This window comes from Novimethylophilus sp., from assembly GCF_036504375.1.
Classification (GTDB): domain Bacteria; phylum Pseudomonadota; class Gammaproteobacteria; order Burkholderiales; family Methylophilaceae; genus Novimethylophilus.
This window is the reverse complement of the sequence record NZ_DASXVH010000048.1, coordinates 15,776-30,457: the sequence shown is the minus strand read 5'-3', so window position 1 is coordinate 30,457 and position 14,682 is coordinate 15,776. Positions and strand designations below refer to the sequence as shown.

Below are 14,682 nucleotides of genomic sequence, written 5' to 3'. Positions count from 1 at the left end.
CCTGCATTGTTACTCCGAAGGCAGGCGAGGCCGCCTGCGCTACATTTCCTCCGGCGTATCGTTCAATACCCGTTTAATAATCTCAAACCCAAAACCGCGGCTTTGCAGGAATCTGGCCTGTTTTGCCCACTCCTCGTGGCTTTTCGGTGCCGCGCCGAATTTCTTCCGCCATACCGCACTGGCATGCGCCAGTTCCTCCGGCGCCATCGCTGCGACGGCCTTGTCCGCCAATGCTTCGCTCACGCCCTTCTCGCGCAGCTCGTGCGCCACTTTCAGGCTGCCGTAACGGCCTTTTCTGGCATGGACGACTTGCTCGGCAAAACGTGCGTCGGATAACCAGCCGCGCTTCTGGAAATCCTCCAGCAGCGCATCGACGTCTTCGCCTTCGTTAACGTACGGCAGCAGTTTGCGTTGCAGTTCCTGCCGGGAATGCTCGCGCCTAGACAGGTAGTCAAGCGCCCGCTGACGCAGGGAAGGCTCGGGAGATTTCGGCTTATTCGTCGTCCGCCTCCGGCATGACCGTCTTCACTGCCTCGCCTGCGCCCATTTTTACATGGGCGCGAATTTTGGCTTCGATTTCCCGCGCGATTTCCGGATGCTCTTTCAGGTATTCGCGCGCATTGTCCTTGCCCTGGCCGATCTTGTCGCCACGGTACGAATACCAGGCGCCGGATTTTTCCACCAGCTTCATATTGGTGCCGATTTCGATGATTTCGCCTTCGCGCGAAATGCCCTCGCCGTAGAGGATATCGAACTCGGCCTGCTTGAACGGCGGCGCGACCTTGTTCTTGACGACCTTTACCCTTGTTTCAGAACCGATCACCTCATCGCCTTTTTTAATGGAACCAGTGCGGCGGATATCCATGCGCACCGAAGCGTAGAACTTGAGCGCATTGCCGCCGGTCGTGGTTTCCGGATTGCCGAACATCACGCCGATCTTCATGCGGATCTGGTTGATGAAAATCACCAGCGTATTGGTGCGCTTGATATTGGCGGTGAGCTTGCGCAACGCCTGCGACATCAGACGGGCTTGCAGGCCCATGTGCGAATCGCCCATCTCGCCTTCGATTTCGGCTTTCGGCGTCAATGCGGCGACGGAGTCCACCACCACCACGTCCACCGAGCCCGAGCGCACCAGCATGTCGGCGATTTCCAGCGCCTGTTCGCCGGTGTCGGGCTGAGAAATCAGCAGGTCGGCGACATTGACGCCGAGCTTTTGCGCATATTGCGGGTCGAGCGCGTGTTCCGCGTCGATGAAAGCCGCGACGCCGCCCAGTTTCTGCATCTCGGCGATCACTTGCAGCGTCAGCGTGGTTTTGCCGGAAGATTCCGGGCCGTAGATTTCGACAACCCGGCCACGCGGCAGGCCGCCTATGCCCAAGGCCAGATCCAGCCCCAGCGAACCGGTCGAAACCGCCTGGATGTCGCCGGCCACGTCGGTATCGCCCATGCGCATGATAGAACCCTTGCCGAACTGCTTCTCGATCTGCGAGAGAGCGGCGGCTAACGCCTTGCTTTTATTCTCATCCATGCCCTGGCTCCAACGGTTAAAAAGCTGAATTATTTCATAAATCGCAGGTGAAGGTAAGCGCGGACATGCGCCAAGCAGGGCTCAGGCCGCCGGCTGGGAGAGCGCCAGAAGGTGTCCCAGCGCATATTGGGCGGCCTGGCGGCGTATGGACTGGCGGTCGCCGTCAAGCCGCCGCTGCTCGCAGTGCACCATGCCGTTTTTGATCGCCCAGGCGAAGCATACCGTACCGACCGGCTTTCCCGGCGTACCGCCTTCGGGGCCGGCGATGCCGCTGATCGCAATGGCTACCTGCGCATGACTGCGGGCAAGCGCTCCCGCTGCCATTTCCCGCACCGTCTCGAGGCTCACGGCGCCATGCGCGTCCAGCGTCTGCGGATTGACGTCCAGCATTTCGATCTTGGCGGTGTTGCTGTACGTGACGAAACCGCGCTCGAACCAGGCCGAACTGCCGGGCACGGACGTAACCGCCTCCGCCACGCCCCCACCGGTACAGGACTCGGCCAGCGCCAGCATCCAGCCGCGCGCCTTGAACGCCCTTCCCACTTGCTCGGCAAGCCCTACCAGTGCATCGTCAACCATTGCAGCCCTTTTAATGCGGCAAGCGCATAGAGCGCCGCCAACAGATCGTCCAGCATCACCCCGAAGCCGCCATGCACCGACTGGTCAAGCTGGCGGATCGGGAACGGCTTCCAGATATCGAACAGGCGGAACAGCGCGAAGGCCGCCGTGAACCAGGGCCAGGTGTGCGGCGTGAATGCCAGCACCAACAGCATCGCGACGATTTCATCCCAGACGATGCCGCCATAATCGTGAATCCCGAGCGCACGGCCGGCGATATCGCAGATTTTGATTCCGGCCACAAACAGCATCGCCGTCACGCCCAGGTAGACCGGCAGCGGCAAGGGCAGCATCAGCAAAAACAGCGGCAGCGCGACCAGCGTGCCGAACGTGCCCGGCGCCACTTTCGCCAGCCCGGAGCCGAAGCCGAACGCCAGGAAATGCGCGGGATGCGCCCGCAGAAAACGCCAATCAGGCGAAGTGGTCATAGCCGGTTTCCTCAATCGCCATAGGCTGGCCTTGCGCATCCAGCACGCGCAAGCCGAGCGCCGCCACGATACTGCCGATGCGCGTGAGCGGCAGCGGCAGCGGCAAACTTTGGGATAAAGCGGCGATAGCGGCGCGTTGCCCGGGCTCGGCGGTAAAGCACAGTTCATAATCGTCACCGCCGGCCAGCAGGCAATGGCGTCCCCACGCCGTCGCCAGCACGGCATCGACGGTTGCGGGGCGGGGCAGCTCGGCAAAATAAATTTCCGCACCGCCGCCGGAGCGCTCCAGAATATGGCCGAGATCGGCCAGCAAGCCGTCGGAAATATCGATAGCGGCATGGGCGATACCGCGTAGCGCCAAGCCGAGCGCCACGCGCGGTTGCGGGGTTTCCAGCGCGCGCAGGCAATGCGTCAAGTCGGTTTCCTCCAATGCCGCCCGTTTTTGCAGCGCCGCCAGCCCCAGCGCGGCGCCGCCCAGCGTGCCGGAAACCCAGATATCGTCGCCGGCCCGGGCAGCGTCGCGCCGCAGGGCCTGCTGCTGCGGCACTTCGCCTAGTATAGTCACGCTCAAGCTGAGCGGGCCGCGCGTGGTATCGCCGCCGACCAGCTCGACGCCGTAGCAGTCCGCACACTTGAAAAAACCATCGGCAAAAGCGGCCAGCCAGGCCTCATCGGCGTCAGGCAAGGCCAGCGCCAGCGTTGCCCAGCGCGGCTGCGCGCCCATCGCGGCAAGGTCAGAAATGTTCACCGCCAGCGTTTTCCAGCCCAGCTTGCGTGGGTCGGTATCCGGCAGGAAATGCGTGCCAGAAACCAGCATGTCGGTGGAAATGGCCAGTTCCATGCCCGGCGAGACCCGAAGCAGCGCGGCATCATCCCCCACTCCCAGCGTCGCATGCGGCGTCGGCCGCGTGAAATAGCGGGCGATGAGATCGAACTCCGAGGTCATTCCGCCGCTTTGCGCTGCGCAGACTTGGGCCGGAACGCCTTGACCACGGCGGCGTCGGTCTCGATGTAAGGCGCGCCGATGAGATCCAGGCAATAGGGCACGGCGGAGAAAATACCATGGACCACGGCATTGCCTTCGCCATCCTTCAGCCCTTCCAGCGTTTCCTTGATGGATTTCGGCTGGCCCGGCAAGTTGATGATCAGCGCCTGCTTGCGGATCACCGCAACCTGGCGCGACAGTATGGCCGTCGGCACGAAGCGCAGGCTGATCTGCCGCATCTGCTCGCCGAAGCCCGGCATCTCCTTGTCCGCTACCGCCAGCGTGGCTTCGGGGGTGACATCGCGCAGTGCCGGGCCGGTGCCGCCGGTGGTGAGGATCAGATGGCAGTTTTCGTGGTCGACCAGATCTTTCAGCGTGGCTTCGATCTCCGCCTGCTCGTCGGGAATGATGCGCGCCACCGCCTGCCACGGCGTGGTCAATGCCGCGCCCAGCCAGTCGCGCAGCGCGGGAATGCCCTTGTCTTCATAAACGCCGCCGGAAGCGCGGTCGCTGATGCTGACCAGGCCGATGAGTATGGATTCTTTTGTCATTTCGCTTGTCTCACAACTGCAAGAAAAATTATTGCCGTTTCGTCCTTATCATATCACCGCAGTTTGTCTCGGAAAGGAAACTCCATGCGCCAGACCATGCTGTTTATCTTCCTGCTGGGCGTGGGGCTGCTGGGCGTGGGGTGCGCGTCTAAGGCGCCGATCCCCGCACCGCCCACACAAGCGAATCTTTACCAGCAATTTTATACCCAGCGCATGGCTCCGCCTGCCGCCAAACCCGCCGTCGCTCCGCGCGCCTATCGCGGCCGGGATCAGGAAACCGATAATCGGCATCTGCTGGAAGATGGTTATGACCTAGTGGGTTATTCCTCCTTCGCAGCCGGCGATGTCGCGCCGGAACAAGTGCTGGAGCAAGCAACGAGAATCAATGCCGACCTGGTCCTGGTGTATACCAAACGCAGCGGACTGGTAACGCTGAACGTGCAGAAAAGCCCAGCAGGGACTTCACAGCAAACCGCGGAGCGGGGCCAACCGAAAGGCCGTCTGATTACCCCGCATTCACCGCAGTACGAATATATCGCATCCTATTGGGCCAAACTGCCTCCACCCGTGCTTGGCCTGCACGTGCAAGACCCGGGTAAAAACGCGGTGCCTGGCGGCCTGCCGGTGGTCGCGGTGGTCAAGGATTCGCCCGCCGCAGCCGCCGAAATCCAGGCTGGCGACTTGCTGCTGCGCATCGGCGATACCGACATGCTCAATGCGGATACATTGCGGCGGGCCATGCGTCGCTATGCCGGGCAATCGGTAGAAATCGTTTTTGCGCGCGCGGCGGAAACCATGCGCAGAACCATTGTCCTCAATACCGGAAACGACTAGGAGCTGGCGGACAATCCTTCGCGCAGCATCCGGAAAAGTTCGCGGCTGCTTTTCGGCGGCTTGCCGAGTTGCTGCTCCTTGCGGCTGTTGCGTATCAGCACACGCAATTGCTGCACCTCGAAGTCGGGGTATTGCGCCAGGAATTCCGACAGCGCGGCATCATCTTCTATGAGCCGCGTGCGCCAGTTTTCCAGCCGGTGCAGCAAGGCGGTTTCTTCGGCATGGTTGCCGTTCCATTCGTCAAGCTTGGCGCGGATCGGAGCATCGTCGACGCCGCGCATCAACTTGCCGATATATTGCAGCTGCCGGCGGCGGCCGCCGTGAGCGGTGATGCGCCGGGCTTCCAGCACGGCATCATGCAGCGTTTCGGGCAGGCTGAGCTGCTTCAGCTTCTCCTTGGGCAACTCGACCAGCACTTCGCCGATCTCCTGCAAATCGTGCATGCGCTGCTTGATTTGAGTTTTGCTGAGTTCCTGTTCGTGGTCGTTATCTTGCATGGTCGGGTATCATAGCAGTTTTTGCCGGACCGACCATTTCATGCACGATACCCGTTTCAACTATACGCTGGACCAGCTCAAGCAAATGGCGCAGGACGTGCTGCGGCAGGCAAAAGCGGCCGGCGCCAGCGCGGCCGAGGCCGAGATCAGCCTCGGCTTCGGCCAGAATGTGACGGTGCGTCTGGATGAAGTGGAAACCATAGAATACAACCGCGACAAGGGTTTGTCCGTCAGCGTTTACTTCGGCCAGCGCCGCGGCCATGCCAGCACCTCCGATCTCAGCCCGCAAGCGTTGAACGACACCGTGCAAGCCGCGTGCAGCATCGCCCGGCATACCGCGCAGGACCCTTTCTGCGGGTTGGCCGACCCGACCCTGCTGGCGCACGAGATTTGCGACCTCGATCTCTATCACCCCTGGGATATCTCGGTAGAGGATGCCATCGAACTGGCGAAGACCTGCGAAGCGGCCGCGTTGACGTACGACCGGCGGCTGAACAATTCGGAGGGAGCCAGCGTCTCCGCGCATGAAGGGCTGTTCGCTTATGCCAACAGCAACGGCTTCTGCGGCGGCTACCCCACATCGCGCCACGCCTTGAGCTGCTCCGTCATCGCCGAGCAGGGCGAAATGATGCAGCGCGATTACTGGTACAGCACCGCCCGCGCTGCCGGCGACCTGGAAAGCGCCGAAACAGTCGGACGCAAAGCGGGAGAACGCACCGTGCGCCGCCTCGGCGCGCGCCAGCTGGATACGCGGCAGACCGCGGTCTTGTTCGAGCCCGGCCTCGCTTCCGGCCTGATCTCGAATTTTGTCAGCGCGATTTCCGGCGGCAACCTTTACCGCAAGTCATCGTTTCTGCTCGATTGCCTGGGGCAACAGGTATTCTCGCCCATTGTGGATATCAGCGAGCGGCCGCATATTTCCAGGGGTTTGGCCAGCAGCCCGTTCGACCACGAGGGCGTAGTAACGCACGACCGCGAACTGGTGAGCGGCGGGATACTGCAGGGCTATGTCCTCTCCAGCTATTCGGCGCGCAAGCTGGGCATGCATTCCACCGGCAATGCCGGCGGCAATCACAACCTGATTGTCAGGAGCGGCGAGCACGATTTCGCGGGGCTGGTAAACATGATGGGCACCGGGCTGATCGTGACGGAATTGCTTGGCCAGGGCACCAATCCGGTGACGGGCGATTATTCGCGCGGGGCGGCCGGATTCTGGGTAGAGCACGGCGAAATCCAGTATCCGGTAGAAGAAATCACCATCGCCGGCAACCTGAAAAACATGTTCCGCGGCATTGTCGCGGTCGGCAACGATGTGCTGGTGCAGGGCTCCAAACAGTGCGGCTCGCTATTGATAGAGCGCATGACGGTTGCCGGAGAATAAACAAATCGGCGTATAAAAAACAAAAGCCCGGACATCGCTGTCCGGGCTTGGTTGAAACCATACTCCGCGGCGTTAGTTGGCGACCGCCGACGCGACCTTGTCCGCGGGGACTGCATCCTCGGCATCAGACTCCTCCTTGACCCGTTCCCGCTCTTCGCCATCGTGCGTCATATTGCTGCGGCGCTGCAGGTATGCATCGCGCATGAACACATAAGGATCAAGCGCAGCCTCATCCAGCAAATCGCTGCCGGGCAGATACTGGGAGCGCTTGTCGATGAAACTGGCGATCAGCAACTGATTGCGGGCGGCGGGGTCGTCCACATAGTAGACAGGATCAAACAAAGCGCCATCCACAATCAGGCCACCGGTATCGCGCAGCGTGCTTGGTCCGAGGAAAGGCAGCACCAGATAAGCACTGTCCTGCCAGCCCCAGTAAGCCAGGGTCTGGCCGAAATCCTCGTTGCGCTTTTCGATCCCGTCCTTGGAAGCCCAGTCGAAAATACCGGCTATGCCGAAAGTCGTGTTGATCGCGACGCGGCCGGCATCGTCCATAGCCTTGCTGAATCTGAATTGCAACAGGTCGTTGACGACCGTGACCACATCCCCCAGATTGGAGAAGAAATTGCTCACGCCCAAACGCAGCGGACTGGGTACGACCGCCTTGTAAGCTCCGGCAACAGGCTTGACGGCCGCCTTGTCGATGGTATCGTTGAATTTGTAAATGCCCCGGTTCAGACCTTCAAGCGGGTCCTTGTTGGCTTGGGTGGCGCATCCGCCGAGCAGGCCCGCAGCGATGACACCGGCAGTTACAGTCTTGATCAAGTTGGTGCGCATGTGGATTCCGTTGTTTTTGTCTCGAAATCGGCCAAAATAAAACTCGACAATTTTCAGCCGTCGCGTAACTGTAAAGCAGGCGATTGGGCTTGTCCAGCCTTTTGGATGGCCGCTTCAAGCATGCTAGAATCGCGTTGTAAAAATGTAACACCTTTAAGACAAAGCCGAACCTTCTCCCGACCAGGTACCTGACCATGAACGGCATGACCATCACCCAATTCATCATCGAAGAGCAGCGTCAGGCCAAGGGGGCCACCGGCGAATTCACGCTGCTGCTGAACGACATTGTCACCGCCTGCAAGAAGATTTCACTCGCGGTGAACAAGGGCGCACTGGCAGGTACGATGGGCAGCCTGGAATCCGAGAACATCCAGGGTGAAGTGCAGAAGGAACTGGACGTCATCACCAACGAGATTTTCATTTCCTCGCTTGAATGGTCCGGCCACCTGGCCGGCATGGCATCCGAAGAGATGGACGACCCATACGAAATCCCGGCCAAGTATCCGCGCGGTAAATACCTGATCCTGTTCGATCCGCTGGATGGTTCCTCGAACGTGAACGTCAACATCTCGGTCGGCACCATTTTTTCCATCCTGCGCGCGCCCGAAGGCGTCACCCATCCGAAGGTAGAGGATTTTCTGCAGCCGGGCACCGGCCAGGTATGCGCGGGTTACGCCTTGTACGGCTCCTCGACGATGCTGGTGCTGACCACCGGCCGCGGCGTCAATGGATTCACTTTGGACCGTGAAGTCGGGGAGTTCTATCTGACGCATCCCGATATGCGAATTCCGCCGGACACGCACGAGTTCGCCGTCAACACCTCCAACCAGCGCCATTGGGAAGCGCCGGTGCAGCGCTATGTCGCCGAATGCCTGAAAGGCAAGGAAGGCCCGCGCGGCAGGGATTTCAACATGCGCTGGGTGGCCTCGATGGTGGCGGAAGTGCACCGCATCCTGATCCGCGGCGGCCTGTTCATGTACCCACTGGACAGCAACTTGAAGGACAAGGGCGGCAAGTTGCGCATCATGTACGAAGCCAACCCGATGAGCATGATCGTCGAGCAGGCCGGCGGCGCGTCGTCCACCGGGCGCGAACGCATCCTCGACATCCAGCCCGCCGGCCTGCACCAGCGCGTACCGGTGATCCTCGGCTCCAGGAACGAAGTGGACAGGGTGGTTTCCTACCACAGGGACTAAACGCCTTGCCTTCGGGCCACCTGCGTGCGGCTTTTTATCTGCCCGCGCTTTTGTAGAGCGCCAGCACCTTGGCGCGCATGACGGCATGGTCGACGATAGGCGCCGGATAATCGCGGCCTATCACCACGCCGATTTGCGCCTGACGCTGCGGCGCCATCTTCCACGGCGCATGGATTTCACGGTTGTCGCAGGGCGCCAGTTCTGGCACGTATCTGCGGATGAACTTCCCTTCCGCATCGAATTTTTCCGACTGCGTGACCGGATTGAAGACACGAAACCACGGCTGCGCGTCGCAGCCGGTAGAAGCCGCCCACTGCCAGCCGCCATTGTTCGCCGCCAGGTCGAAATCGACCAGCCTGTCCGCAAAATAGGCCTCGCCGCGGCGCCAATCCACCAGCAGGTCCTTGACCAGAAAACCCGCGGTCACCATGCGCAGGCGGTTGTGCATGTAGCCCGTCCGGTTCAGTTGCCGCATTGCGGCATCCACCAGCGGATAACCGGTGCGGCCTTCGCACCAGGCGAGAAAATATTCATTGCTGCCCGGAAAGGAGAAGTGCTCGAATTCCGGCTTGTAGGCATGGCCCTCCGCCACCTGCGGATGGTAGTGCAGCACCATAAAGTAGAACTCGCGCCAGATCAGCTCGTTGAGCCAGACTTCGGCGCCGCTGCTGCCCATGTACCAGGCATGGCTCACCACGGCGCGTATCGACAGCGTGCCGAAGCGCAGATGCACGGAAAGATAGGACGGCCCCTTCAACGCGGGAAAATCGCGCACGGCATGGTAATTGTCGATGCGCTCCTGAAAATCCTCGAACAAGCGATCGGCGCCGGACATGCCGGTAGGCAACAAACCGTCAAGATGGTTGCGGCTGAACCCCAATGCCTCCAGTGTAGGCAGGAGAGACGGCCGAGCGGGAGCGGCGAGAGCCGCCAGATGTTCATCCACCGGATGCGGGACGAGGTCGTTGCCCGTCACTTTTTTCAGCCAGGCTTTCTTGTAGAACGTGAAAACGCGATAAGGACGACCGTCGCCGGTCAGTACTTCATCGCCTTCAAAGATCACTTGGTCCTTGAAAGTCAGGAAGGCCACGCCATCCGCGGCCAGAGCGTCGGCCACCGCGGCGTCTCTCGCCAGCGCCTGCGGTTCGTAATCACGGTTGGCAAAAACCGCCTGCACGCCCAGACTCCGCGCCAGCATCGGAATTTCGCGAGCGGCGCTGCCATGCGGCACGATCAGGTCGCCGCCCCGGTCGCGCAATGCCGTTTTCAGCTCGCGCACGCTTTCCCATATGAACTCGACGCGGCGGTCGGCCTTGTCTTTCAGCGTGCCGAGGATGTCTGTATCGAAAACAAAAACGCAGTAAACATGCCGGCTTTGCGTCAGCGCCCGGGAGAGCGCCGCATGGTCGTAGTCGCGCAGGTCGCGGCGGAACCAGACCAGGGCTTTGTCGTAGGGCTTATCCTGCATAGCGCTCACCGATCATCCAACTGCCAAGTATTTAATCATCCGGCTTCGCCACGGTGGTAGGGATGATTGTTGATCACGCTCCAGGCGCGGTACAACTGCTCCGCGAGCAGCACGCGTACCATGCCGTGCGGCAAGGTCAGCGGCGTCAGACTCCACAGCCAGTCTGCACGCTCTTTAACGGCAGGATGCAAGCCGTCGGCACCGCCGATCACCAGCGCCACGTCACGCCCCCCGGCGAGCCAGCCCTTGAATTTTTCGGCCAGCTTGAGCGTCGTCAGCTGCTGGCCGCGTTCGTCGAGCGCGACCAGTAAATCGCTGCCCACGGCTTCCAGGATACGCGCGGCCTCAGCCGCGCGCACCTGTTCCCCGCCCTTGCCGGCGGCGCGCTTGCCCGGCTTGAGTTCTATCAGTTCCATCGCGGCTTCGCGCGGCATGCGTTTGGCATACTCGGCATAGCCCTCGGCCACCCACGCGGGCATTTTATGGCCGACGGCAATGATGCGAAGTTTCATTAAAAAGCCAGAGCTTTATTAGCCAGACGCTTTGGCCGACTGGCGACGGCTTTCCGCCGCGCCCCAGAGCTGTTCCAGGTTGTAGTAATCGCGGGTCGCCGGCAGCATGATGTGAACGACGATATCGCCCAGGTCGACCAGCACCCACTCACCCTCCTGCTCGCCTTCGACGCCGTAAATTTGCGCGCCCTTTTCTTTGAGCTTTTTCTGCACATTGTCGGCCAGCGCCCTGGTCTGGCGATTGGAGCTGCCGCTGGCGATAATCATGAAAGAGGTGACGGAGGTCAGCCCCGACACGTCGAGAACGCTGATCTCGGTCGCCTTGACGTCTTCCAGCGCATCCACCACGGCTTGCTTCATTTCTTCAAGGTTCATGCATTTCCTGACGTATAAAGTTTGTGTTTGAGAATATAGCCGAGCACGGGCTCGGGCAACAGGTAACGCGGGCTGTCGCCCTGCGCCAGCGCATTTCTTACCGCGCTGGCGGAAATATCCAGTGCGGTGATTTCGCGCAGCAGAATTTTGCCGGAGGCGCAGTCCGGCGCATGTGCGCTATAGCGCAACCGCCATTCCGCGCGCAGCTCCGGCGCCATCAGCGGGCTGTTCGCATCCAGCGCAAACCCTGGACGATGCGCGACGGCGATGTGCGCCAGATCGAACAACTCGCGCCAGCGGTGCCAGCCATGAAGCCCAAGGAATGCATCGGCACCCAGCAGCAGGTACAGCGGAATATCGGCCCCGAGTTCCGCGCGCAGGCTGGCCAGCGTATCGAACATATAGGACGGTCCCGCGCGCTCCAGCTCCCTGGCATCGAAAGCGAACTGCGGATTATCGGCGATCGCCGATCGCACCATCGCGGCCCGATGCTGCGCCGGGGCATGGGGTTCCGGGCGATGCGGCGGACGCGCTGCGGGAACAAAGCGCACTTCATCCAAGCCCAGGCTTGCACCCAGTTCCTGGGCCATGCGCAGATGGCCGAAATGGATCGGGTCGAAGGTGCCGCCCAAGATGCCTGTCGATGGCATGCCGGTCGCTTGCAATCAGCTTCTTACTTGACCGTCGCCCAGCACGACGTATTTCTGCGAAGTCAGCCCTTCCAGCCCCACCGGTCCGCGCGCGTGGATTTTATCGGTGGAGATGCCGATTTCTGCGCCCAGGCCGTACTCGAAGCCGTCGGCAAAGCGGGTGGAGGCGTTGACCATCACCGAACTGGAATCCACTTCGCGCAGGAACCGCCTGGCCTTGGTGTAATTCTCGGTGACGATGGCCTCGGTATGCTGCGAGGAATACTTGTTGATATGCTCGATCGCTTCATCCAGACCGGCCACCACCTTAACCGAGATGATTGCGGCCAGGTATTCGGTGTAGTAATCCTCTTCGGTCGCGGCGCGGGCCTGCGGCACCAGTTTCCGGGTTTCGTCGCAGCCGCGGATTTCCACGCCCCCGGCAATCAGCATGTCAGCCAGTTTGGGCAGCATCGCCGCAGCGACAGACCGCGCCACCAGCAGCGATTCCGCGGTATTGCAGGTGCCCAGCCGCTGGGTCTTGGAATTCTCGACGATGGAGAGCGCCTTGTCGGCATCGGCTTCGTCGTCCACATATACATGGCAGTTGCCGTCCAGATGCTTGATGACCGGGATGCGCGCTTCGCTGGAAATGCGCTCGATCAGACCCTTGCCGCCACGCGGCACGATGACGTCGACGTAATTCTTCATCGTGATCAGCTCGCCCACCGCGGCGCGATCGGTGGTTTCGACCACCTGCACCGCAGCCTCGGGCAGGCCCGCCGCGCGCAGTCCGGCTTTCACCAGCGCGGCCAGCGCCTGGTTGCATTTGATCGCTTCCGACCCGCCGCGCAGAATGCAGGCGTTGCCGGATTTCAGGCACAGGCCGGCGGCATCCACGGTCACGTTCGGCCGCGCTTCATAGATGATGCCGATTACGCCCAGCGGCACGCGCATGCGGCCGACCTGGATGCCGGAAGGGCGGTACTTGAGATCGGTGATTTCGCCGATGGGGTCGGGAAGCTGGGCGATCTGCTCGAGTCCTTCCGCCATGGTCGCGATGGATTTTTCCGACAATGCGAGGCGGTCCAGCATCGCGGCGTCCATACCGGCCGCACGCGCAGTTTCCATATCGGCACGGTTGGCCGCCAGCAAAGTGTCCTTGTCGCGCCGGATGCTTCCCGCAATGACCAGCAGCACTTGGTTCCTGGCATTGGTGTCGGCCTTGGCCATGAGGCGCGACGCAGCGCGGGCCTGAACCCCGAGCCGCTGCATGTATTCCTTGATGTTCATCTATTGCTCCTTGCCGGCTGCGCTCTCGCCAGACCCAGGCACAAGCGCGAAAGTTCCAGCCATGACTCGCCCTGTGCCAGCCCCTTGTTGATTTTATCGATTTCCGCCATTTTCAGCAGCGCGGCCTGCAGTCGTTTCAGCGATAGCCGCCCCAGCGCTTGCCGCATTAAATTCTGCCTGTCGCCCCAGATCTTGGCCTGGCCGAACGCGGACATCAGGTCCATGCCCTGCACCTGCGCGTTTTTGACCTTGAGCACGCCGCGCAGCAGCCAGACCAGCATGCCCAGCAACGCCACCGGCTCCACGCCCTCGGCCCTGAGACCGGCAAGCACCTTGGCGGTGCGCGTCGCATCCCCGGCCAATATCGCATCCCCCAACTGAAAGGCGTCGAAACGCGACACATTCAACACCGCATCGCGTACATCCTCGATAGCCAGCCGGCCCTGGGGATAGAGCAGGCCGAGCTTGCGGATTTCCTGATGGGCAGCGAGCAAATTGCCCTCCACCTGGTTGGCGATGAACTCCAGCGCCTCCGTATCCGCCTGTTGGTTCTGGGCTGCCAGGCGACGGCCTATCCACGCGGGCAGCTTTTCCGTTTCCACCGGCCAGGCAAAAATCATCACGCCGACATCTTCCAGTGCACGGAACCAAACGCCCTGGTCTTTCTTGTCGATGCGCGGCAGCGTAATCAAGGTAACGGTATCCGGCGGCAGATCGGCCGCGTAGTCCTGCAAGGCCTTGCTGCCATCGACACCGGGCTTGCCGGAGGGAATGTTGATCTCCACCAGCCGCAGGCTGGAAAACAACGACAGGCTCTGGCTGCTGGCCCGGATGCGCTGCCAGTTGAAGCCGCGCTCGACGTTGAAGATTTCGCGTTCGGCATAGCCCTGGCGGCGGGCGGCGGCGCGTATCGCATCCACGGCCTCCATCACGCCCAGCGGCTCATCGCCGCAAACCGCATACAGCGGGCGCAACCCGCCCTCCAGATGCTGCACGAGCTGCTCGGCAGCGACCTTCATTTATTCGGTGGTCGTCCGCCCGGCGGCAGGTTTTTGCTTGCTCAGGCTGCCTACGCGCCGCAGAATTTCCCGCACGGCCTCGGTGTGCATATCGCCCGCCAACCGCGCCTCTTCGGCGTCCTTGGCCAGCAGCTTGGTATCGTCATAGGAAAAATCGCGGCGCAATTCCACTGTCTGCGGTCCGCCCCAACTCTCGTTGCCGGCATCGCGAACACGGAAAACCACGCGGTAGAGGATTTCATATTCACGCACCTTGCCGCCAGAGCCCAGTGACAGAATGCGTTTTTCGCCGCTTTCGCTCATCAGTTCCAGCGAGGCCTGCGCCTCTTCCGCGGTCTTGGTCAGCTTGACGCCGCTGCCGCCAAGCGAGCGCTTGAGATCGCGTGCAATATCCGGCGCGCCGTCACCTTGCACATACAGGGTGTCAAAAGGCAAACTGCCAGTGCCGCGCAGATGGAAACCGCAGGCGCTCAGCGCGAAGGCGCAAGCCAGCACCAGCAGGCCGCGTTTGGAAACAGAGTTTTGCATGAG

At 61.5% G+C, this 14,682-nt stretch carries 17 protein-coding genes and 1 pseudogene; 3 read left to right on the top strand and 15 right to left on the bottom strand.

Translation table 11 applies throughout. From position 1 onward, the window contains the following. Positions 1–39: 39 nt before the first annotated feature. The 6 genes and pseudogenes from recX to mog all read right to left on the bottom strand — a co-directional run. A pseudogene (recX, locus tag VGK14_RS07430) lies at positions 40–477 on the bottom strand (recombination regulator RecX); the annotation flags it as partial. Between the two features lie 16 nt (positions 478–493). Further along, complete coding sequence (recA, locus tag VGK14_RS07425) at positions 494–1,531, bottom strand: recombinase RecA (protein WP_331508349.1); 1,038 nt, start codon at positions 1,529–1,531, stop codon at positions 494–496. Positions 1,532–1,612: 81 nt separating this feature from the next. Continuing rightward, the gene (locus VGK14_RS07420) at positions 1,613–2,110 is read right to left on the bottom strand and encodes a CinA family protein (RefSeq protein ID WP_331508348.1); all 498 of its coding nucleotides are present in this window, start codon (positions 2,108–2,110) and stop codon (positions 1,613–1,615) included. Beyond that, entirely contained in the window at positions 2,089–2,577 is a 489-nt protein-coding gene (locus tag VGK14_RS07415) for a phosphatidylglycerophosphatase A (protein ID WP_331508346.1), read from the bottom strand. Before VGK14_RS07415 ends, VGK14_RS07420 begins: the two co-directional genes overlap by 22 nt. Continuing rightward, a complete protein-coding gene (thiL, locus tag VGK14_RS07410; RefSeq protein WP_331508345.1) occupies positions 2,561–3,523 on the bottom strand; it encodes a thiamine-phosphate kinase in 963 nt (320 codons plus the stop codon). Before thiL ends, VGK14_RS07415 begins: the two co-directional genes overlap by 17 nt. Further along, a complete protein-coding gene (gene mog / locus VGK14_RS07405; RefSeq protein ID WP_331508344.1) occupies positions 3,520–4,113 on the bottom strand; it encodes a molybdopterin adenylyltransferase in 594 nt (197 codons plus the stop codon). The genes thiL and mog overlap by 4 nt, the downstream gene beginning before the upstream one ends. Before the next feature lie 84 nt (positions 4,114–4,197). Between mog and VGK14_RS07400 the strand changes: the two genes are divergently transcribed. Then, entirely contained in the window at positions 4,198–4,947 is a 750-nt protein-coding gene (locus VGK14_RS07400) for a PDZ domain-containing protein (RefSeq protein ID WP_331508343.1), read from the top strand. Here the strand turns inward: VGK14_RS07400 and yjgA are convergent. After that, positions 4,944–5,444 (bottom strand): ribosome biogenesis factor YjgA, encoded by a 501-nt coding sequence (yjgA, locus tag VGK14_RS07395; protein ID WP_331508342.1) that lies wholly within the window; start codon positions 5,442–5,444, stop codon positions 4,944–4,946. The two genes, VGK14_RS07400 and yjgA, sit on opposite strands and share 4 nt — an antisense overlap. A 40-nt stretch (positions 5,445–5,484) precedes the next feature. Here yjgA and pmbA point away from each other — a divergent pair, with 40 nt between their 5' ends. Further along, positions 5,485–6,825, top strand: a complete 1,341-nt coding sequence (pmbA, locus tag VGK14_RS07390) for a metalloprotease PmbA (RefSeq protein ID WP_331508341.1) — start codon at positions 5,485–5,487, stop codon at positions 6,823–6,825. 72 nt (positions 6,826–6,897) lie between these two features. On the opposite strand, the gene VGK14_RS07385 is transcribed toward pmbA, so the two are convergent. Further along, on the bottom strand, positions 6,898–7,659 hold the full coding sequence (locus VGK14_RS07385; RefSeq protein WP_331508340.1) for a VacJ family lipoprotein: 762 nt from the start codon (positions 7,657–7,659) through the stop codon (positions 6,898–6,900). Between the two features lie 194 nt (positions 7,660–7,853). Here VGK14_RS07385 and VGK14_RS07380 point away from each other — a divergent pair, with 194 nt between their 5' ends. Further along, a complete protein-coding gene (locus tag VGK14_RS07380; RefSeq protein ID WP_331508339.1) occupies positions 7,854–8,855 on the top strand; it encodes a class 1 fructose-bisphosphatase in 1,002 nt (333 codons plus the stop codon). Positions 8,856–8,889: 34 nt separating this feature from the next. On the opposite strand, the gene VGK14_RS07375 is transcribed toward VGK14_RS07380, so the two are convergent. From VGK14_RS07375 to lptE, 7 genes are read right to left on the bottom strand one after another with little or no spacing between them, the layout of a single operon-like run. Beyond that, complete coding sequence (locus VGK14_RS07375) at positions 8,890–10,323, bottom strand: deoxyribodipyrimidine photo-lyase (RefSeq protein WP_331508351.1); 1,434 nt, start codon at positions 10,321–10,323, stop codon at positions 8,890–8,892. Positions 10,324–10,358: 35 nt separating this feature from the next. Beyond that, entirely contained in the window at positions 10,359–10,835 is a 477-nt protein-coding gene (gene rlmH / locus VGK14_RS07370) for a 23S rRNA (pseudouridine(1915)-N(3))-methyltransferase RlmH (protein ID WP_331508338.1), read from the bottom strand. Between the two features lie 18 nt (positions 10,836–10,853). Beyond that, positions 10,854–11,210, bottom strand: coding sequence for a ribosome silencing factor (gene rsfS, locus VGK14_RS07365; protein ID WP_331508337.1), 357 nt, complete (start codon positions 11,208–11,210; stop codon positions 10,854–10,856). Next, positions 11,207–11,860 (bottom strand): nicotinate-nucleotide adenylyltransferase, encoded by a 654-nt coding sequence (gene nadD, locus VGK14_RS07360; protein ID WP_331508336.1) that lies wholly within the window; start codon positions 11,858–11,860, stop codon positions 11,207–11,209. The genes rsfS and nadD overlap by 4 nt, the downstream gene beginning before the upstream one ends. A 15-nt stretch (positions 11,861–11,875) precedes the next feature. Beyond that, on the bottom strand, positions 11,876–13,132 hold the full coding sequence (locus VGK14_RS07355; protein ID WP_331508335.1) for a glutamate-5-semialdehyde dehydrogenase: 1,257 nt from the start codon (positions 13,130–13,132) through the stop codon (positions 11,876–11,878). Continuing rightward, positions 13,129–14,151 (bottom strand): DNA polymerase III subunit delta, encoded by a 1,023-nt coding sequence (gene holA / locus VGK14_RS07350; protein ID WP_331508334.1) that lies wholly within the window; start codon positions 14,149–14,151, stop codon positions 13,129–13,131. The genes VGK14_RS07355 and holA overlap by 4 nt, the downstream gene beginning before the upstream one ends. Next, entirely contained in the window at positions 14,152–14,679 is a 528-nt protein-coding gene (gene lptE, locus VGK14_RS07345) for an LPS assembly lipoprotein LptE (RefSeq protein WP_331508333.1), read from the bottom strand. Positions 14,680–14,682: the final 3 nt, after the last annotated feature.

What these genes read in the sequence shown, in the direction of transcription:
- yjgA (WP_331508342.1), bottom strand. Translation starts at nt 5,444, where the DNA reads ATGCAAGATAACGACCACGAACAGGAACTCAGCAAAACTCAAATCAAG.
- VGK14_RS07375 (WP_331508351.1), bottom strand. Translation starts at nt 10,323, where the DNA reads ATGCAGGATAAGCCCTACGACAAAGCCCTGGTCTGGTTCCGCCGCGAC.
- VGK14_RS07380 (WP_331508339.1), top strand. Translation starts at nt 7,854, where the DNA reads ATGAACGGCATGACCATCACCCAATTCATCATCGAAGAGCAGCGTCAG.
- rsfS (WP_331508337.1), bottom strand. Translation starts at nt 11,210, where the DNA reads ATGAACCTTGAAGAAATGAAGCAAGCCGTGGTGGATGCGCTGGAAGAC.
- VGK14_RS07400 (WP_331508343.1), top strand. Translation starts at nt 4,198, where the DNA reads ATGCGCCAGACCATGCTGTTTATCTTCCTGCTGGGCGTGGGGCTGCTG.
- VGK14_RS07420 (WP_331508348.1), bottom strand. Translation starts at nt 2,110, where the DNA reads ATGGTTGACGATGCACTGGTAGGGCTTGCCGAGCAAGTGGGAAGGGCG.
- pmbA (WP_331508341.1), top strand. Translation starts at nt 5,485, where the DNA reads ATGCACGATACCCGTTTCAACTATACGCTGGACCAGCTCAAGCAAATG.
- lptE (WP_331508333.1), bottom strand. Translation starts at nt 14,679, where the DNA reads ATGCAAAACTCTGTTTCCAAACGCGGCCTGCTGGTGCTGGCTTGCGCC.
- rlmH (WP_331508338.1), bottom strand. Translation starts at nt 10,835, where the DNA reads ATGAAACTTCGCATCATTGCCGTCGGCCATAAAATGCCCGCGTGGGTG.
- VGK14_RS07385 (WP_331508340.1), bottom strand. Translation starts at nt 7,659, where the DNA reads ATGCGCACCAACTTGATCAAGACTGTAACTGCCGGTGTCATCGCTGCG.
- holA (WP_331508334.1), bottom strand. Translation starts at nt 14,151, where the DNA reads ATGAAGGTCGCTGCCGAGCAGCTCGTGCAGCATCTGGAGGGCGGGTTG.
- nadD (WP_331508336.1), bottom strand. Translation starts at nt 11,860, where the DNA reads ATGCCATCGACAGGCATCTTGGGCGGCACCTTCGACCCGATCCATTTC.
- recA (WP_331508349.1), bottom strand. Translation starts at nt 1,531, where the DNA reads ATGGATGAGAATAAAAGCAAGGCGTTAGCCGCCGCTCTCTCGCAGATC.
- VGK14_RS07355 (WP_331508335.1), bottom strand. Translation starts at nt 13,132, where the DNA reads ATGAACATCAAGGAATACATGCAGCGGCTCGGGGTTCAGGCCCGCGCT.
- mog (WP_331508344.1), bottom strand. Translation starts at nt 4,113, where the DNA reads ATGACAAAAGAATCCATACTCATCGGCCTGGTCAGCATCAGCGACCGC.
- VGK14_RS07415 (WP_331508346.1), bottom strand. Translation starts at nt 2,577, where the DNA reads ATGACCACTTCGCCTGATTGGCGTTTTCTGCGGGCGCATCCCGCGCAT.
- thiL (WP_331508345.1), bottom strand. Translation starts at nt 3,523, where the DNA reads ATGACCTCGGAGTTCGATCTCATCGCCCGCTATTTCACGCGGCCGACG.